Origin of the sequence: Pseudothauera nasutitermitis (genome assembly GCF_004801295.1) — a bacterium.
Classification (GTDB): Bacteria; Pseudomonadota; Gammaproteobacteria; order Burkholderiales; family Rhodocyclaceae; genus Pseudothauera; species Pseudothauera nasutitermitis.
In genome coordinates this window covers 264,066-283,554 of record NZ_SSOC01000002.1, presented here as the reverse complement: position 1 = coordinate 283,554, position 19,489 = coordinate 264,066, and the positions used below count along the sequence as shown (strand labels likewise).

Annotated in this window: 11 protein-coding genes; 5 read left to right on the top strand and 6 right to left on the bottom strand. The window is 66.0% G+C overall.

The window, feature by feature from the left end; translation table 11 throughout:
* Positions 1 to 128: 128 nt before the first annotated feature.
* From ettA to E6C76_RS05430, 4 genes are all read right to left on the bottom strand, one after another.
* Complete coding sequence (gene ettA / locus E6C76_RS05445) at positions 129 to 1,793, bottom strand: energy-dependent translational throttle protein EttA (protein WP_136347236.1); 1,665 nt, start codon at positions 1,791 to 1,793, stop codon at positions 129 to 131.
* Positions 1,794 to 1,868: 75 nt separating this feature from the next.
* The gene (locus E6C76_RS05440) at positions 1,869 to 4,505 is read right to left on the bottom strand and encodes an EAL domain-containing protein (protein ID WP_136347235.1); all 2,637 of its coding nucleotides are present in this window, start codon (positions 4,503 to 4,505) and stop codon (positions 1,869 to 1,871) included.
* The gene (locus E6C76_RS05435; RefSeq protein ID WP_136347234.1) at positions 4,502 to 5,536 is read right to left on the bottom strand and encodes a cytochrome-c peroxidase; all 1,035 of its coding nucleotides are present in this window, start codon (positions 5,534 to 5,536) and stop codon (positions 4,502 to 4,504) included. Before E6C76_RS05435 ends, E6C76_RS05440 begins: the two co-directional genes overlap by 4 nt.
* Before the next feature lie 154 nt (positions 5,537 to 5,690).
* On the bottom strand, positions 5,691 to 6,467 hold the full coding sequence (locus tag E6C76_RS05430) for a ferredoxin--NADP reductase (RefSeq protein ID WP_136347233.1): 777 nt from the start codon (positions 6,465 to 6,467) through the stop codon (positions 5,691 to 5,693).
* A 108-nt stretch (positions 6,468 to 6,575) separates the two neighbouring features.
* Between E6C76_RS05430 and E6C76_RS05425 the strand changes: the two genes are divergently transcribed.
* Positions 6,576 to 7,499 (top strand): LysR family transcriptional regulator, encoded by a 924-nt coding sequence (locus tag E6C76_RS05425; RefSeq protein ID WP_136347232.1) that lies wholly within the window; start codon positions 6,576 to 6,578, stop codon positions 7,497 to 7,499.
* Positions 7,500 to 7,542: 43 nt separating this feature from the next.
* Here the strand turns inward: E6C76_RS05425 and E6C76_RS05420 are convergent, their stop codons facing one another.
* On the bottom strand, positions 7,543 to 10,182 hold the full coding sequence (locus tag E6C76_RS05420; RefSeq protein ID WP_211090121.1) for a glycosyltransferase family 2 protein: 2,640 nt from the start codon (positions 10,180 to 10,182) through the stop codon (positions 7,543 to 7,545).
* A 274-nt stretch (positions 10,183 to 10,456) separates the two neighbouring features.
* Between E6C76_RS05420 and E6C76_RS05415 the strand changes: the two genes are divergently transcribed.
* Complete coding sequence (locus E6C76_RS05415) at positions 10,457 to 10,861, top strand: hypothetical protein (protein WP_230976165.1); 405 nt, start codon at positions 10,457 to 10,459, stop codon at positions 10,859 to 10,861.
* Here E6C76_RS05415 and E6C76_RS05410 read toward each other — a convergent pair.
* Complete coding sequence (locus E6C76_RS05410; RefSeq protein ID WP_136347230.1) at positions 10,769 to 12,376, bottom strand: glycoside hydrolase family 17 protein; 1,608 nt, start codon at positions 12,374 to 12,376, stop codon at positions 10,769 to 10,771. The genes E6C76_RS05415 and E6C76_RS05410 overlap by 93 nt on opposite strands.
* 124 nt (positions 12,377 to 12,500) lie before the next feature.
* Here E6C76_RS05410 and E6C76_RS05405 point away from each other — a divergent pair, with 124 nt between their 5' ends.
* The 3 genes from E6C76_RS05405 to E6C76_RS05395 all read left to right on the top strand — a co-directional run bounded on the left by E6C76_RS05405 (position 12,501) and on the right by E6C76_RS05395 (position 19,488).
* Positions 12,501 to 12,914 (top strand): acetyl-CoA hydrolase/transferase C-terminal domain-containing protein, encoded by a 414-nt coding sequence (locus E6C76_RS05405; protein ID WP_456320485.1) that lies wholly within the window; start codon positions 12,501 to 12,503, stop codon positions 12,912 to 12,914.
* Between the two features lie 396 nt (positions 12,915 to 13,310).
* Positions 13,311 to 17,348, top strand: coding sequence for a hybrid sensor histidine kinase/response regulator transcription factor (locus E6C76_RS05400; RefSeq protein ID WP_168734250.1), 4,038 nt, complete (start codon positions 13,311 to 13,313; stop codon positions 17,346 to 17,348).
* Positions 17,349 to 17,796: 448 nt separating this feature from the next.
* Positions 17,797 to 19,488: a ShlB/FhaC/HecB family hemolysin secretion/activation protein gene (locus tag E6C76_RS05395; RefSeq protein WP_168734249.1), complete on the top strand. Its 1,692-nt coding sequence runs from the start codon at positions 17,797 to 17,799 to the stop codon at positions 19,486 to 19,488.
* Position 19,489: the final 1 nt, after the last annotated feature.

Below are 19,489 nucleotides of genomic sequence, written 5' to 3'. Positions count from 1 at the left end.
TGTTGCCGAATCGTATTCCAAATCCGGGCGGGGCTTATGCTGCTATTCGGCAATGTACAGAATGAAAATTTCTATTGTCCGTAAATGCCGCGCGGCCCTGTACGGGCCGCGCGGTACATCCAGAAGGTTCAGCGGGTGATCGGCTTGTAGCGGATGCGCTTGGGCTTGGCACCTTCCTCGCCCAGGCGTTTCTTCTTGTCCTCTTCGTATTCCTGGTAGTTGCCGGCGAAGAAGGTCCATTGCGAGTCGCCCTCGGCCGCCAGAATGTGCGTGCAGATGCGGTCGAGGAACCAGCGGTCGTGGGAGATGATCAGCGCGCAGCCAGCGAATTCCAGCAGGGCGTCTTCCAGCGCGCGCAGGGTTTCCACGTCCAGGTCATTGGACGGTTCATCCAGCAGCAGCACGTTGCCGCCGGCGATCAGGGTCTTGGCCAGATGGAGCCGTCCACGTTCGCCGCCGGAGAGGTTGCCGACGATCTTCTGCTGGTCGCCGCCCTTGAAGTTGAAGCGGCCGATGTAGGCGCGGCTGGGCATTTCGAATTTGCCCACGGTGAGGATGTCGGCGCCGTCGGCGATGGCTTCGAACACCGTCTTGTCGTTGGCCAGACCGTCGCGGCTCTGGTCGACGGCGGCCAGTTTCACCGTGGAGCCGATCGTCACTTCGCCGCTGTCCGGTTTGTCCAGGCCCTGGATCATCTTGAATAGGGTGGATTTGCCGGCGCCGTTGGGGCCGATGACACCGACGATGGCGCCCGGCGGCACGCTGAAGCTGACGTTGTCCATCAGCAGTTTGTCGCCGAAGGCCTTGTTGACGCCGTTGAATTCGATGACCTTGTCGCCCAGGCGTTCGCCCGGCGGGATGAAGATCTCTTGGGTCTCGTTGCGGCGCTGGTATTCGACGCTGGCCATCTCTTCATAGCGCGCCAGACGGGCCTTGGATTTGGCCTGGCGGGCCTTGGGGTTGGAGCGCGCCCATTCCAGCTCGGTCTTCATCGCCTTCTGGTGCGCGGCTTCCTGCCTGGCTTCCTGAGCCAGGCGCTCGCCCTTCTGTTCGAGCCAGGAGGAGTAGTTGCCCTTCCAGGGGATGCCGTGGCCGCGGTCCAGTTCGAGGATCCATTCGGCAGCGTTGTCGAGGAAGTAGCGGTCGTGGGTGACGGCCACCACGGTGCCGGGGAAGCGGGTGAGGAACTGTTCCAGCCATTCCACCGATTCGGCGTCGAGGTGGTTGGTGGGTTCGTCGAGCAGCAGCATGTCGGGCTTGGAGAGCAGCAGCTTGCACAGCGCGACGCGGCGCTTCTCGCCGCCGGAGAGGTTGCCGATCACCGCGTCCCACGGCGGCAGGCGCAGGGCGTCGGCGGCGATTTCCATCTGGTTCTCGATGTCGCCGCCGGCCGCGGTCAGGATGTTCTCGTAGCGGGCCTGTTCCTCGGCGAGCTTGTCGAAGTCGGCGTCCGGTTCGGCGTAGGCGGCGTAGATTTCTTCCAGTTTCTGGCGGGCCTCGGTGATTTCGCCGAGGCCGGATTCGACTTCTTCCTTCACCGTCTTGGCCGGGTCCAGTTCCGGCTCCTGCGGCAGGTAGCCGATGCGCACGCCAGGTTGCCATTGCACCTCGCCGTCGTACTCCTTGTCCACGCCGGCCATGATGCGCAGCACCGAGGATTTGCCCGAGCCGTTGAGGCCGAGCAGGCCGATCTTGGCGCCGGGGAAGAAGGAGAGGGAGATGTCCTTGATGATCTGGCGCTTCGGGGGAACGGTCTTGTTCACCCGCAGCATCGACATTACGTATTGAGCCATGTGTGCAAGCGGAATCGGGCAGAAATGGAAAGACCCGAGAGGATACCACCTGCGCCACCCGGGCCGGGAGGGCGCTCAGGTCTGCGTATCGGTGTGCAGGCGGGCGATGAACTCATCCGCCGGAATGGGGTGGCCGAACAGGTAGCCCTGGAACTGGTCGCACTGCTGGCGGGTGAGGAAGTCGCGCTGGTATTTGGTTTCCACCCCTTCGGCGACCACCTTGTGGCCCAGGCTGTGGGCCAGCGCGATGACCGCAGTGGCGATCTTGCCTTCCTCTCCGTCGTCGCCGCGGATGTCGTTGACGAAGCTGCGGTCGATCTTCAGTACATCGACCTCGAACAGTTTCAGATAGGCCAGCGAGGAATAGCCGGTGCCGAAGTCGTCAATGGACAGGCGCACGCCGAGTCCGCGCAGACGGGCGAGCAGGCCGACGGTGCGCTCCACGTCGCGCATCAGCATGGTCTCGGTGAGTTCGAGTTCCAGCAGTTCGGCGGGCACGCGATGTTCGGTGAGAATGCCGCGCACCAGCAGGGCGATGTCCTGGTGGGCGAATTGCTGGGCGGACAGGTTGACCGCGATGGGTACCGGGCGATGGCCGGCATCCAGCCAGGCGCGCAACTGCGCACAGACGTGGCGCAGCACCCATTCGCCGATCGGCACGATCAGGCCGGACTCTTCCGCCGCAGGGATGAAGCGGCCCGGCAGCAGCACGCCGAGTTCCGGATGACTCCAGCGCAACAGGGCCTCGGCACCCGTGATGCGCCCGTCGCTGGCCTGCACCTTGGGTTGGTAGTAGAGCAGCAGTTCGTCGCGGTCCAGCGCGCCGCGCAACTGGTTTTCCAGCAGCAGTTCGCCCAGCGAGGCCTTGTTGAGATCGCTGGAGTAGTACTGGAAGGCGTTGCGGCCTTCGGCCTTGGCGCCGTACATGGCGGCATCGGCATTGCGCAGCAGCACCGAGGGGTTGCGCCCGTCCTCGGGATACACGGCGATGCCGATGCTGGCGGTGACGGTGAGTTCGTGCGGGCCCAGGCGGTAGGGTTTGCCGAGGGTTTCGAGCAGCTTGCGCGCCACCATGGTGGCGTCCTGCACGTTGTCCAGCTCGGGCAGCACGATGACGAATTCGTCGCCACCCTGGCGCGCCACGGTGTCGGTGTCGCGCACCACGTCCAGGCAGCGCCGCGCCACCTGGCTGAGCAGTCCGTCGCCAACCTCGTGGCCGAGGGTGTCGTTGATCAGCTTGAAGCGATCCAGGTCGATGAACAGGATGGCCGCATGGCGCTTGTTGCGCCGCGACTGCAGGATGGCCTGCTCCAGGCGGTCCTGCAGCAGGATGCGGTTGGGCAGGTTGGTGAGTGCGTCGTGGTGCGCCAGGTGATGGATGCGCGCCTCGGCGGCCTTGCGTTCGGTGATGTCGGAGAAGATGCCGATGTAGTGGCTGGGTTCGCCGTCCTGCCCGCGTACGGCGGTGATCGACAGCCACTCCGGGTACACCTCGCCATTGCGCCGGCGGTTCCAGATCTCGCCCTGCCACTGGCCTTCACTGGCGAGCATGCTCCACATCTCGCGGTAGAAGCTGTCGCTCTGGCGTCCGGAGCCGAGCACCGCCGGATTGCGCCCGACGATTTCATCGACGCTGTAGCCGGTGATTTCGGTAAACGCCGGGTTGACCGCGACGATGCGGGCCTGCCCGTCGGTGATGGCCATGCCCTCGGAGGCGCTGGTGAACACCGTGGCGTACAGTTTGAGATCGTCGCGCGTGCGGTGCAGGGCCTCGATGCGCTCTTGCAGATCACTGTTGGCCTGCGCCAGTTCGCGCGAGGCGCGCCCCAGCCGGAGCATGGCCAGCGCCACGTAGCCGGCCAGCGCGAGCGCCAGCACGTACAGCACCACGCGGTAGTTGTGCGCCTCGCGCGAGGCGCGCTCGTAGCCGAGTGCGTAGGTCAGGTCGAGTTCCTCGCCGAGCGAGGAGGTGGGCACGGCGAGAATCTCGCGGGTCAGCGCATCGACCACCGGCTTGCGTTCGAGAATGACCCGGCCGTGGCGCAGGATGTTCTCCAGTTGCTGGCGTTCCACGCCGTCGAACCGGACGATGCGGTTCTCCAGCCTTTCCAGGCGAAGGAACAGATCCGCCACCATGTCCGGGTCGCTGCCATGCGTGAGGGTCATCACGCCGCGCACGAAGACACCGATGGGGCGGGTCTGGTTGATGTCGGCGCTGGAATCGTTGATCAACTGGTCGGTGGCCTGCGGCAGGAACACCAGCGAGTTGCGCAGGACCGAGTTCTCTCGCTTGAAGCGATCGATCTGGTTGCGTTTGATTTCCTGCGCGGCGCGCAGCTCGGCGACCTTTGCCAGCAGGTTCTGGTGGTCCTGTCCGGCCAGGAAGGCGGGTATCCGCGCCAGCCGCGCGGTGAGGCGGTCAATGGTCGCCAGGGTGGCGACGATGGTGTCGAAATCGGTCTGCAGGCCCATGTGGCTGGCTAGCACGGCGGCGTTGAGTTCCGCATCGGCCTGGCGCAGCAAGCGCAATTCGCGGCTGTAGTCCTGGTGTTCGCGGGTATTCACCACATCGGCGCGCAGGAACAGCCAGCTCAGCAGGCTGGCGGCCAGGGCGATGGCGGTCAGTGTCCAGACCAGACGGCCGCGGGTGACGCCCAGGATGGCGCGCGGCGCGCGCGGGGACTCCTGCGGAATGCCTGCGGAGCCGCTCATTGCAATGCCTGGCCCTGGTAGGTGCCGGTGAGCGTGCGCAGGAAGGCGACGACCAGTTGGATGTCCTCATTCGACAACTGCCGGCCGAGTTGATAGCGCGCCATGATCTCGACCGCGCTTTCCAGCCGCTCCACGCTGCCGTCGTGGAAGTAGGGCGCGGTCAAGGCCACGTTGCGCAGGCTGGGCACCTTGAACACGTGGCGGTCGTGCTCCTCGCCAGTGACGTTGTAGCGCCCCAGGTCGGCGCGCGTGATCGAGCCCCGGTCGGCGAAATAATCGCCCATCACGCCGAAGCGCTGGAAGAGGTTGCCGCCGACATTCACGCCCTGGTGACAGCTGGTGCAGCCGAGGTTCTTGAACAGGACGTAGCCTTGTTTTTCCTCCGGGCTGAGGATGCCGTGGTCGCCGCGCAGGTACTGATCGAAGCGCGCGTCGGGGGTGGTCAGGGTACGCTCGAAGGCGGCGATGGCATCGCTGATGGTTTCCGCCGTGATGCCTCGCGGGTAGAGGCGGGCGAAGCTGGCGCGGTAGCCGGCGTCCGCGTTCAGCCTGGCGATCACCTCATCCCAGTTGGAGTCCATTTCCAGCGGATTGTGGATCGGCCCGGCCACCTGGTCTTCCAGGGTCAGCGCGCGGCCGTCCCAGAACTGCGCGAAGTTGTAGACCGTGTTGAACACGGTGGGCGTGTTGATCTCGCCGAGCGCATTATCGACGCCGGGCGAGTGGGCCAGGCCGTCCGCGCCGCCGCGTTCGAGCGGGTGGCAGCTCGCACAGGATATGGAGCCGTCGCGCGACAGCATGCGTTCGTTGAACAGGCGCTCGCCGAGCGCGATGCGTTCCGGGTCGCCGTTCGGCGCGTTGCGCGGCAATGGGGAGAGCGGCTCTTCGCGGCGGATCGCGTCGGAGATGGCCGGCACGGCGGCTGCTTCGATGGATGCCGGTGGTGTCTCGCGCCAGGTCAGCAACACCAGCGTCGCGGCAAAGGCCGACAGCAGCGCGACGATGGCGAGATGGAGGGTTCTGGGGGTCACCGGCGCATCTTATCCTTGGCATGGGCCCGATTTTTGAGGCGCATCAAGGAAATTGGCGATGCGTTCGGGCTGGCGGCGGATTGTATGCGCGCTTTCGGATGGTGCGCCACCCCAGCTGCCCGAAATGGGCAGCTGAGGTGGAAAGTATTGCGTTTTACTTCTCGATGAAGGCGTGTTCGATGACGTAGTCGCCCTGATCGCCGATGTGCTTGGAAACCTTGAAGCCACGGCTGTCGAGCAGCGTGCGGAAGTCCTTCAGCATGGCGGCGCTGCCGCAGATCATCGCGCGGTCGTGTTCCGGATCCAGCGGGTCGAGGCCCAGGTCGGCGGTGAGCTTGCCGCTGTCGAGGAGTGCGGTCAGACGGCCCTGGTTGCGGAAGGGCTCGCGGGTCACGCTGGGGTAGTACAGCAGTTTCTCGGCCACGGCCTCGCCGAAGAACTCGTTCTTGGGTAGTTCATTGGTGATGAAATCGGCGTAGGCGAGTTCGGAGACATAGCGCACACCGTGGGTCAGGATGACCTTGTCGAAGCGCTCGTAGGTTTCCGGATCCTGGATCACGCTCATGAACGGCGCCAGTCCGGTGCCGGTGGACAGCAGGTACAGGTTGCGGCCGGGGCGCACGTCATCGAGCACCAGGGTGCCGGTGGGCTTGCGGCTGACCACGATGGGGTCGCCCGGCTGCAGGTGCTGCAGGCGGGAGGTGAGCGGGCCGTTCTGCACCTTGATGCTGAAGAACTCCAGGTGCTCTTCGTAGTTCGGGCTGGCGATGCTGTAGGCGCGGGTGAGCGGGCGGCCTTCGGTTTCCAGGCCGATCATGACGAATTGACCATTGTTGAAGCGCAGCCCCGGGTCGCGGGTGGTGCGGAAACTGAACAGGGTGTCGTTCCAGTGATGGACGCTGATCACGCGTTCGGTACCGAGCTTGCTCATGGTTCTGGGGTTCCGTCAGTCTGTTGGGATGGAGGGTGGCGGCATTCTATGCGACGTTGCTTACTTGTTTGATGGATAATTTGTCTATTAGATAGTTATGGAGTCGATATGCGCTTCACGCTCCGCCAGCTCGAAGTCTTCGTGGCCATCGCGCGCGGCGAGAACGTTTCGCGCGCGGCCGAATCCCTGTCGCTGTCGCAGTCGGCCACCAGCGCGGCGCTCGCCGAACTGGAGAACCAGTTCGACCGGCCGCTGTTCGACCGTGTCGGCAAGCGCCTGCGCCTCAACGAGCACGGCCGCCTGCTGCTGCCGAAGACGGTCGAGCTGCTGGACCGCGCGCTGGAGCTGGAAGGGCTGCTGCAGGCCGACGACACCCCCGGCAGTCTCAAGGTGGGGGCGACACTGACCATCGGCAACTACCTCGCCCCATTGATCGCCTCGGATTATCTGCAGCGCCACCCTTCCGGGCAGGTATCGCTGTCTGTACACAACACCGCCACCATCGTCGCCCGCGTGTCGCGCTACGAGATCGATCTGGGCCTGATCGAAGGGCGCACCGACGAGCCGGACGTCGAGGTCGAGCCCTGGGTGCGCGACGAACTGGTGCCGTTCTGCGCGCCTTCGCATCCGCTGGCCGGGCGGAAGGAACTGCGCGTGGAAGAATTGATGGAAGAGTGGTGGATTCTGCGCGAGCACGGTTCCGGCACCCGCGAAACGCTGGAGGGTGCGCTGCGGCACCACGGCGGCCTGCGCGTGCGTCTGGAGCTGGAGCACACCGAGGCGATCAAGCGCGCGGTGGAGAACGGCCTGGGCATCGGCTGCATTTCGCGTCTGGCGCTGCGCGACGCGTTCCGGCGCGGCAGCCTGGTGCCGCTGGAGACGCCGGGGCTGGATCTGTCGCGGCGTTTCCAGTTCGTCTGGCACCGCGGTAAGTATCACACCGCCGCCATGCGCGCCTTCCTGGCGGCCTGCCGGCGGATGACCGAGGGCGCCGGCAACAGCCACGAGATCCCGCTGCCGCCGGTCAAATGAAAACGGGGGCCGTCGAGGCCCCCGTGGTTTGCATCCGGCGTTCCTACAGCGTTGCCGGCTTGATCTTGGAGTCGCCGAGCGGCGCCGGGGTGGCGCGCTCCGGCAGGTAGGCCGCCACCTGGCAGGCAATGGCCGCCAGGTAGGGAATGCATTGCAAACCCAGGATGCCGACCCACAGCCGGGTTTCCAGCTGGGTGCCGTCTTGCAGTTGGAGCAGGGCGAAGATGCCCAGCAGCAGGGCGAACAGCATGCCGAGTTCCTCGCGGATCGGCCCGAAGAAGGCCAGCGCGCCCTTGGCCTTCCAGCCCTTGGGGGTGACCACGAAGGTGCCGTGCTTCTTCCACAGGCCGGCGAACACGCCGCGCGCGATGGCGTGGGCCAGACCCACCGAGAGTACCGATGCGCCGAGGATGTCGCGCCACGGACAGTTCATCGTGCGCCGGTACAGAATCGGGCCGAGCGCCGCCTTGAAGATCATGAAGGCCAGCACCGGCAGCGCCAGCGCGCTCACCGGCAGGCCGAAGGCCTTGGGGAACAGCAGGATACCCAGCGTCCACAACAGGCTGCCGAAGGCGAACACCAGTTGCAGCGCATCGCCCAGCCAGGCGAACCAGCCGGTGAGGAAGTGATAGCGCTGCGCCAGATTGAGCCGGCTGCGGCCGACCATCTGCGGCACGTGGTGCTTGAGGATCTGCATGGCGCCGAAGGCCCAGCGGAAGCGCTGGCTCTTGATCGCGGCGAAGTCCGAAGGCGTCAGGCCGCGTCCGTAGATGTGGTCTACATAGCGTGTGTCGTAACCGTTTTCGATCAGGCGCAGGCCCAGCTCGGTGTCCTCGCAGATGCACCATTCCGACCAGCCGCCCACTTCTTCCAGCGCCAGGCGGCGCACCAGGGTCATGGTGCCGTGCTGGATCAGCGCATTGCGTTCGTTGCGGTGGTGCATGCCGATGCGGAAGAAACCCTCGAACTCCCAGTTGCACATGCGCCGGAAGGGGTGGGTCTCCCAGTCGCGGTGGGCCTGCGGGGCCTGCACCACGGCGACGTCGGGTTTGTCGAAGTGCGGGATCAGCCCGGCCAGCCAGTCGGGATCGACCACGTAGTCGGCATCCACCACGCCGACCACCTCGGCGCGCGGATCGGTGACCTTGAGGCCGTAGTTGAGCGCGCCGGCCTTGAAGCCGGGCCAGTCCATCAGGTGGAAGAAGCGGAAGCGCGGGCCGAGTTCGGCGCAGCGCGCTTCAAGCGGTTTCCACTTAACCTCGTCCCTGGTGTTGTTGTCGAGGATCAGCACCTCGAAGTTCTGGTAGTTGAGCCTGGCCAGGCTGTCGATGGTGGCGATGACCATCTCCGGCGGCTCGTTGTGGCAGGCGAGGTGGATCGATACGAAGGGCTGGCGCTCTTGCGGATGCGGGTCGAGCGGCATGAAGCGGCGCTGCCAGCGGCGCTTGAACAGCACCTCGCCGAATTCGAAGCCGTGCGACAGCAGCACCGCGGCGGTGAGTCCGGTGGCGGCGATCAGCAGGGTCAGACCGACCAGGTCGCGCTGGTTCAGGTAGTAATCCACCGGCACGTTGATGCCGACGATGAGCGTGGAAACGCAGGCCTGGATCAGCGCGGCCAGGAAGACGCGCCCGAAGACGTTCCAGTCCGACAGGAAGAAGGCCACCAGCAGCATCGGCAGCAGCGCCAGCACGGCGGCGGTGCCAGCCTTCTTCTGCCAGTGCGGGTCGCGCATGGCCACGCCTTCGAGGGCGAACTTGGGTTCGCGGTCGGCGTTGTAGACCCCCCAGTAGGCGCCGGCCCAGCCTTCCACCTCCACCTTCCAGGGCTGGTCGATGGCTTCCATCAGATAGTAGTCCAGCCGGGGCGAGCGCGGATGGGAGAGGAATTCGTGGATGAAACGGGCCTGGTTCTCGGCGGAGGCCACGGCCTGGGTGGCGCCGTCGAAGCTGGTCATGATCGGCCCGCGGCTGGGCCAGCCGATTTCGCCGATGACGATGCGCTTGCGCGGAAAGGTGCGCGCCAGTTCGTCGTAGCGCATCAGCGCGTATTCCACGGCGGCCTCGGCCGGAACGCCTTCGTGGTAGGGCAGCAGGTGCACGGCGATGAAGTCCACGTGCTTGACCAGTTCCGGGTTCTTCAGCCACACGTGCCAGGGTTCGGCGGTGGAGACCGGCTTTTTCTGTTCCTTGCGCGCGCGGTCCAGGTAGATGATCAGTTCGTCGACGCTCAGGTCGCCGCGCAGCAACACTTCGTTGCCGACGATCAGGCGTTCGATCTGCCGCATCGAGCGCGAAGCGGCGATCAGCGCGTCGAGTTCGGCGTCGTTTTCCGTCTTCACCGGCGAGATCCATGCGCCGGCGGTGATCAGCATGTCCAGCTTGCCGGCTTCGGTGAGCTGGTGGGGCAGGTCGCGCACGCTGTAGGTGCGGATCGCGTCGGAGGAGCGGGCGAGCAGTTCGAGGTCGCGGGCGACATCCTCGCGGGACGGGAAGGTGCCGCGCAGCGGGCTCTGGTCGCGCTGGAAGCCGGTGTAGGCGTAGCCCTTGATGCTGTGCGCGTTGCCGATCAGCTCGGCACCACGACTTAAGTACTGCCACAGCTCGTACTGCGCCAGGGCGACCAGGGTGGCAATCGCCGACGCGACCAGCAGGCGGTAGATCAGCGACGCGGAATTCTTCATTGGTACCTCGGTCCAGAGACGGAAAGCTGGAAATGATTTGGCGCAGTTTCGGTGATACTTCTTTGCGCGTTGCAACACCCACGCCCCAGCGGCTCGGGCACAATCCGCACGGGGCCGCATTTGCGCGGAACGCCGCGCAGTTTATGCTCGATTCGCGGGATCGCGCAGCGCTTTTCGCCGCGGTTTTGCAACAGGAAGTGTGATCCCCGGCGCTCCCTTGATCGATAAGGAAAAAGGCACGATGTGGCGGAATATTTTGCGCCAATGCGGTGGTATGTCTTTTGTGGTAGTCAGCATGGCGCTGCTCGCGGCCGTCCTGTGGCTGCGTTACGGTGTGCTGGAAGCCAACCTGCTGCCGCGTGATTGTGGCGGCAGCATCGAGCAGGGGCTGGGGGGGCTGTGCGGCGTCAAGTGGGCCATGGTGCAGGCCTTCATGTACCAGCGCCTGGGCTGGCTGAGCCTGCTCTGCGCCGCGCTGGCGTTCGTCCTGGGTTGGCGCGCGCTGGCCTGGACTGGCTGGCTGGCCGGTCTGGCGGGGCTGGTGTGGTACAGCTTCGAGCCGGCCGCCGTGGGTGCCTTGCTCGCCTTACTCGCGCTTGCGCGCGAGCAGCGCGGGCAGGCCGAAAGCCAGGCCGACGAGCAGCCAGGCGATGGCCTGGGGGTTGGCCGGCTCGGGTAGCCAGCGCAGCAGCACGGCAGCGACGATCACCAGGCTGCACAGGCGTTCCTCGTTGCCGTGTTCGGCGGCCAGCCAGCCGAGCAGGCCGAGGTAGAGCGCGGGGAGCAGGTACAGCCAGATCGGAAAGTCGCGATAGCGCGGGTCGACTGCGAGGAGCAGCGCGGCCACCGCGCAGGCGAACAGCAGCACGCCGCGCACCAGGCCGAGCAATACGAGCGGGGCGGGCAAGCTAATCCGGCGGCGCACAGCCTGCCAGGCGTGCGCCACGCAGGGCAGCCGGCCTTCGCCGTTCCAGCAACTGAGCAGCAGCGGCAGCGCGGCGCCCAGCACGGCCACTGCGCCCAGCACGCTCCATTCCAGCGCGTCACGGTAGGCGAGCAGGGCGTGCTCGGCGTGCAGTACGGCCACGATGCCGCCCACCAGCCCCATGGCGCCAGCCGCCGCGCGTCGTGCGCGGGTGGTGTGGCGGGCACGGCTCGCCAGTACCACGCACAACAGCAGCCCGGCCAGGCCGCCGAGCAGCGGTGTGCGCAGGTCGTTACGCTCGGCCACCGGGCCGGCGAGCGGGAACTTGGGTGCGAGGGTGGGATCGAGCATGCCCCAGAAGCCACCCACGGTGCCTTCCAGGCGGCGCTTCCAGGGCTGGTCGACGGCCTCGATGAGGTTGTAGCGCCAGCCTTGCTGGTGCGCGTGGTGGATGAATTCACGCACGTAGCGCGCCTGATTGACCCGCGAGGGGCGGGATTCCTGGCGCTGGCGGCCGGCGCTGGGCCAGCCGGTCTCGCCGATCATCACCGGCTTGTCGAAGGCTGCGCGGACCTCGTTGAAAACCTCGCCGACGTGTTCCAGCGCGGTGTCCACGCCCACCGGGTGATCTTCCCAGAACGGCAGGATATGCACGGTGACCAGATCCACCTCGGCCGCCAGTTCGCGGTTGCGCATCCAGAATTCCCATACATCGGCGTAGGTCACCGGTACCTGCGCGCGTTGCTTTGCGTAGGCCAGCAGTTCACGCATTTCCGCCGGCGTGCGTTCGCGGCGCAGCAGCACTTCGTTACCGACGATGAGCGCATCGACCACGTCGGCGTATTCGTTCGCCAGGGCGATGGCGCGGTCGAGTTCCACCGCGTTGCGCTTCGGGTCGATGCCGATCCAGGCGCCCAGCAAGACCTTCAGGCCGAGTTCGCGGGCCACCGCGGGTACCGCGTCGAGTCCCTGGTCCACCGAATACAGCCGCACGCACCGGGTGATGCGCGACAGCGCGGCGAGGTCATCGGCGATCTGTTCGTGCGGGATGCGTAGCGTGGGGTCGAAAGGTGTCTGGCCAGGCAGGCGGAAGGGCGCATAGGACACACACTGCAGCTTTTCGCCGTCGGCCAGGTGCAGGTCGTGCATGGGGATCGGCCGGACCTGCCAGGCGAGATAGGCGAGCAGGCCGGCGAATGCGGCGAGGCTCAAGGCCAGCAGGGCGCGCCAGCGTAGGGGCGTTGTGGTGGCAGGCAATTGCACGGGCATCCAGCCGGTGATGGAAGCGCGGATTCTACCGTGATCGGTTGAACAACCGAGTTGTGGCCGGGAAGATCAGCGTGCTGCGGGTGTGCCGCGCAGCGTGTTCGGCAAAAAATCTCTTATATCATTCATGAATGGCATCGGCGGCTCCGGCGACTTTGCCCGCAACGCCTTCATCTCCATCTTCATGACGCCGTCGAGCGCCAAGGGCGGCAGCATTTCCTGCATCGTGCCGATGGTCTCGCACGTGGACCACACCGAGCACGACGTGCAGGTCATCGTCACCGAGCAGGGCCTGGCCGACCTGCGCGGCCTGTCGCCCAAGCAGCGGGCCAAGGTGGTCATCGAGAACTGCGCGCATCCCAACTTCAAGCCTGCCCTGCGGGAATACTACGACCGCGCGCAACGCTATTCCCCGGGCCGCCATCCCCCGCATCTGCTGGACGAGGTCTACACCTTCCTGCCCAACTGGATGGCCAACCAGGCCGCGCGCGCCGCCTGGCGCGAAGATGCGACGGTGCAAGCGGACGCCTGGAAGAAGTAGGGGTACCCCCGGGCGGAGCAGTGCCGGGGGCCGGCGAGCATCGAGCTCCGTCGCGCCCGGTGTCCGGGCTTCTCCGGCGACTTCAGATCGTGCGCCCGGGCGCAGCGCTGCGGGCCCCTGACCGGCCGGGTGCAGCCGCATGCGTCGGGTTTGATCGTTCTTCATCGGTCAGCGGGAAAACCACTCGATATGGATATCCGGCCCGGAAATCGGCCGCCGGATGTACGGATACGTTTGCGTTCGATGGATGGACGCTGGTATTTTGTTACAAATTCTTGCTATTCCCATCGATCATTTATGCCTTGCACGGCGTTTTGCACGAGCTTCATGACGGCTGCGGTTACGACGAGCCATCGACCGCACCGCTACGCCATGCATGCGGCGCGGTGTTGTGTCTTGCTGCTGATCGTGCTGCTGAACGTGGCCGCCGCGCTTGCGGAACCCCGGCCGCTGACCGTTCGCCGCGTGGGAACGGACCAGGGGTTGTCGCAGGTCACCGCGCGCGCCTTGGCGCAGGATGCGTTTGGCTTGATCTGGATCGGCACCGAGAACGGCCTGAGTGTGTTCGACGGTGTACGGTTTTCCTACTTCCGGCACGACCCCGAGAACTCCGTCAGCCTGAGCGACAACTACGTCCGGGCATTGCTGCCCGATGCCGAGGGCGGCATGTGGGTGGGTACCCTGGGGGGCGGACTCAACCACCATGTTGCCGGAGGCGGTTTCATCCGCTACCCCACGGCCGGATCGGACGGGCTACCGAGTGCGGAGGTGGAGGCCCTGTTTGCCGCCGTCGACGGCGCGTTGTGGATCGGCCACGGTGTGGGGGCGTCGCGGCTCGATGTCGCCAGAGGGGGCTATACCCACTTCCGCGAGGATGGTGAGGGGGCGCTGGGTGCGGTGCTGGCGATCGCGCAGACGGGCGATGGGGATATCTGGCTCGGCCGCGCGCAGGGTGGCTTGCGCCGCGTCGGAGCAAGCGGCGTGCGCAGCGTCGACCTGCCGGTCGATGGCCCTGTGCTCAGACTGCACGTAGCGCATGATGGACACCTGTGGGTGGGTACGGAGCGCGGCGGGCTGTTCCGGATCGACCCGCGCGACGGCCGGGTCGATCACATTCCGGGCGACTACGATGCGGAGGTGACCAGCATCCTGCAGGACGAGCAGGGGGCAATCTGGTTCGGCACCTGGTCGGGCGGCCTGTACCGCCTCGATCCTGGCGACGGGCGCATCGACAACCACCGCACCCAGGCGGCGGTGCCGACGAGCCTGAGCAGCAATACCGTCGTCAGCCTGATGCGGGACCAGAGTGGCGTGCTGTGGGCCGGCACCTACGACGCGGGGGTGAACCTGGTCATGCCGTATGACGGGGCCCTGGAGCATCACGCCTTCGACCCCACCCGCCCGGACGGGCTGATCCACGCCATGGTGTGGAGCTTCGCGGAAGGCCCAACTGGCGAGATCTGGGTGGGAACGCGGCGCGGCCTGAGCCGCTTCGACCCCGCCGCCGGCACCACCGAGCGCTACCTGGCCAGCGGGCGCTGCGGCGGACCTGGCATCGGCGTGGACGTGCGGGCGATTCTCCCGGAGCAGGAGCGGCTGTGGCTGGGCCTGGCCGATGGGGGGCTGGTACTGCTGGACCCTGCAAGCTGCCGGTACCGCGCATATGGCGAGTTGCTGACGAGCAGGCGGGTCCGTCTGCTGCTGCGTGATGCAACGGAGCAGTTGTGGATCGGTACCGACAACGGGCTCAACCGGCTCGACCCCGTCAGCGGCTGGGTCCGCCACTACCGTGCCGACGGCGGCGAGGGCAGCCTGCCGCACAACCGCATACGCAGCCTGTATGAAGACGGGCAGGGCACGCTCTGGGTGGGCACGAGCGGCGGGCTCAGCCGCTACGACGCGCAGGAGGATCGTTTCGTTACCTGGACGCATAGCCAGGGCCACCTGAGCGACAACGATGTACGCGGCATCCATCGCGACGAAGCGGGTATCCTGTGGCTGGCCACCGGCATCGGACTGACCCGCCTCGATCCGGCGAGCGGCGAAGCGGGCTTTTTCTACGAAAGGCACGGACTGAGCAACAACACCCTGTACAGCGTGATCCCGGACGGGCCCTACCTGTGGATCACCACCAACAGCGGGTTGACCCGCTTCGACCGCCGTACGTACTCGACCATCCGCTTCGACCAGGGCGACGGGCTGCAGAGCAACGAGTTCAACTTCAACGCATACCTCAAGACCGCGTCCGGCGAACTGCTGCTGGGCGGCATCGGCGGCTTCAACCGGCTGCGTCCCGACCGTCTGCTGCGCGATGCGGTGGCGCCGCGCCTGCATCTGGCCTACCTCATCGACAACCAGCCCGCCCGCATCGTGCCGGCGGGCGGCCATGGGGAGGGCGCTCCGGTCGAACTCAAGGATGGCAGCATCCGCTTCCAGGCCCGTGTCCTGCATTACCTCAACAGCATGCGCAATGGATACCGCTACCGGCTGCTCGGCCATGAGGAACGCTGGTCGCATGCCTCGGCCGCGCAGACCGAGGTGAGCTATGCGGCATTGCCCCCGGGCGACTACCGTTTCCAGATCGTCGGCTTCACCGGCAGCGGCGTCGAGAGTGGGCCGCCACTCGAAGTGCACCTGCGCGTTCCCCGTCCGCTCTGGCTCCAGCCGTGGACCCTGGTGCCTGGTCTCGTGGCGCTGCTCGGCCTGGCCTGGCTGCTCGCCGGGCTGCGCACGCGCGCCTTGCGCCTCCGGGCCACCCGGCTGCAGGCGGAAGTCGATGCCAAGACCGGCGAAATCGCCGCGCAGAACGAACGCCTCAACCGCCAGGCCGGCGAACTCGAACGGCTGCTGGCCAGCCAGACCGAGTTCTATCGGCGCATCGCGCACGAACTGAAAACGCCGCTGACCCTGGTCTCGTTGCCGCTCAAGCGCCTGAGCGCCCTGATCGACCGGCGCACCGAGGTGCGCGACGCCGCGTCGACCATCGCGCGCGGGGTCGAACGGCTGGATCAACTCGTCGAGCAACTGACCGACGTCGCGCTCGACCCCCGCGATGTTCGCGCCACGGACCGGCAGACCTTCGGCCTCGGCGCCTTCCTGCTACCGCTGGTCGGACTCTACCGCCACAGCGCCGAGGCGGCAGGCAAGACCCTGCGCTTCGCGCCGATTCCGGATGCGGCGGTCACCCTGCACCGCGCGGTGTTCGAAGACGTCCTCCACAACCTGCTGGCCAATGCCGTGAAATACACCCGCGAAGGCGGGCGGATAGACGGCGCGGTGGAACTGTTGGCGTCTTCCGGGAGACTGCGGCTGTGCGTCGAAGACGACGGCCCGGGCCTCACCGCCGCCGAGTGCGAACGGATCTTCGACAGTGGCTTCAGGACGGCCCATGCCGCCGCGTGCGACCCAGCCGGCCATGGGGAAGGGCTGCACATCTGCCGCTCCCGCCTGCGTGCAGTCGGCGGCGATGTGACCGTATCCAGCGAGCCCGGCCGGGGCTGCCGCTTCGTCGCCGAGTTCCCATGCACCTGGAGCGGCGAAGCGGACAGGATCGCATCCGTACCGGAAGACCGTCCGGCCGGCCGCAGGCAGGCGGACGCTACCGCTGGCGACGCCGACGAGGCGCCGCATCGCGCCGAAATCCTGTTCATCGAGGACGACCCCGATCTGCGCCCGGCGCTGGCAGACGCATTCGGGCCGTACTACCGCCTGGGCTTCGCCTGCAGCCTGGGCGAAGGGCTGGCACTGGCCAAGGAATGCATGCCCGACCTCATCGTCTGCGACCGCATGCTGCCCGACGGCGAAGGCCTGACCCTGGTCGGCCGGCTCAAGGCGGATGCGGATACCTGCCACATCCCGGTCGTCGTGCTCAGCGCCCTGTCCACCGTGGCCAACCAGCAAGAAGGCTGGCGCAGCCTGGCCGACGATTACGTGGCCAAACCGTTCCAGCCGGAAACCCTGCGCCTGCGCATCGAAAGCCACCTGGAAAACCGCCGGCGCACGCGGGAATGGGCTCGCGCGCAACTGACCGCCGGCTGTGCCCCGGCCGTGCCCCCGGCGGACGACGCGCCGAACACGGACCTGGCAGCCCGGACCGCAGCGGAGTACGTGCGCCGGCTGGAGGAGGCGGTCTTCGCCCGCCTGGCGCACAACGACTGCCGTCTCGAAACCGTGGCGGCGGACGTGCGGCAAAGCCCGCGCACCCTGCAGCGCAAGTTGCAGGCGCTGTATGGATGCGGGTTTGCCGAGTACGTGGTGGATCTGCAACTGCGGCGGGCCAGGACGCTGCTGGAGGCCGGCGCCAGCGCCAAGCGCGCCGCCCTGGAGGCGGGTTTCTCCAGCCAGTCGTACATGAGCCGGGTATTCCGCAAGCGCCTGGGCACGACTCCGTCGGCGTACAAGGCGGAAGCGGCGACCGAGCCGTCCGGCGACTGATTCCGTTCCCCTGCTACCGGCGCCCGGCGAATCCCGACGGGTTGCCGATGCCCTGCCCGGCACACCGGCCTGTGTGCTGCATAGCCCCCCGGCGGCATCCCGCCCGGCGCCGCTGCCTCCCGCTCCATCTCCAGTGCTGGCGTGCCGTTCGCGCGTCTTGATGCACTTTCACGCCAATCGTTGGTACAGCCACGCCAATGCGCGCAAGGCCCGTTGCGACATGCATTCCGGGTCGCTACGGTCGCTTACGTCGTCCGTTCGCAACCCACCATGGCTGTTCAAAAATGGCGGCCTTCCATCCTGCTCGTCATGCTCGCCTCGACGAATGCCGCCAAGCGGCAAGGAGGTCTGCAGTGGAATGGACGGGTCGATCATCAGAGGTGGAGACGTATCCTGGTCGCGGGAATTGTATTTGTCATTTCTTTCAGGGGTTCAGCAGGGAGTCGGAATGAATAAGAGCAGCAGATTTTCTCTGGTTTGCATTGGGCTGATGGTGCCTTTCGTCGCACTGGCTCAGGAAGATGCCGGGCGGCTGGAGAAACGTTTCGAGCAACTTCCGGAGCCGCGGTCGACGCCGCAGCCCCTGATCTTTCCCATCGGCGAGACGTTGCCGCCAGCGCAGGCCGCCGATTTGCGATTCCGGCTCAAGGAACTCACCGTCAAGGGCAATACGGTGTTTTCCACGGAAGAACTCCAGCCGCTCCATGCCCATCTGCTTGGGCAGGAAATCAGCTTGCTCGACATCTATGCCGTGCGCGACGCGATTACCGCCAAATATGGCAATGCCGGCTTTGGCCTCTCCAAGGCGGTGATACCGGAACAGCGGATACAGGCCGAAGGGCTGGTGCTGATCGAGATCATCGAAGGCTTCGTCGATGAAGTCATCATCGAAGGTGCCAGCGAAGCGCAGCAGGCCTATCTGGCCTACGCGGCGGAAAGGATCAAGGCGGAACGTCCCTTGCGTGCCCGGACGCTGGAACGCTACCTGCTGCTTGCCAACGACCGCTTCGCCATCAAGGTCACGTCGACCATGAAGCAATCGGAACGAACTCCCGGTGCCTCCACCTTGATCCTGAAAGTCGAACCGGCACCGAAGACCAAAGGCGGGGCCAGCATCGACAACCGGGGGACCGACTCGGTCGGCAAAACCCAGTTCAACGGCGACGTTTCCCTCAACGGATTGGGCGGCCGCGCTTCCCGGACCACGCTCGGCTATGCCACCGTCGAGCAGGGCAGGGAACTGCAATACTGGTCGCTTTCCCATACCGAGATCCTCTCGAACGAAGGCACCTCGCTGATCATCGGTCATACCAGCAGCCGGTCCGAGTCGGGCACCGCGATCCTGCGCCTGCTCGAACAGGAAAGCGACAGCCAGGGGTGGTCGGTCAAGATCGAGCATCCGTTCATCCGCACCCGCCAGGAAAACCTGAGCGTCAGCGTCAAATACGATCAGAAGGACACGGAAAGCAAGTCGCTCGGTGCCACGGCCTCGCGGGACAAGATCCGTTCCATCCGCCTCGGGCTGTCCTATGACAAGGCCGATGCTCACGACGGCATCAACCAGGTCTTGCTGGAATACAGCAAGGGCATTCGCGGTCTGGGGGCGAGCCGTGACGATTCGCCGCTCAAATCCCGCGCCGACGGCGTCCCCGATTATCAGAAACTGGTCGTCAACCTCTCGCGCCGACAGGAACTCGGCTATTTCTCTCCCCACCTCAGCCAGTTTTCCATCAACGCGGCCGTGATGGGCCAATATTCCGACCGTGGCCTGTTGTCATCCGAAGAATGCGGCATCGGCGGACAGCAGTTCGGGCGTGCCTACGATTCGTCGGAAATCCTTGGCGACAGTTGCCTGGCCGCCAGCCTGGAATTGCGCTACGCCATCAAGACCCAGGGAACCCCGTTGCAATACGCGCAAGCCTACGTCTTCTACGACGGCGGCAGCGTCACCAACCACAACCCGCTCAACGCCATGGACAGCCGGACCAAGAGCCTGAGCTCCAGCGGCCTCGGCCTGCGCTACGGCATCGGCCAATACCTGAGCGGTGCCATCGAATACGCCAAACCCCTGACCCGCGACGTTGCCAACGAAGGCAACCGGGATGCCCGTATTTTCGCCAGTCTTTCCGTGAGGTTCTAAA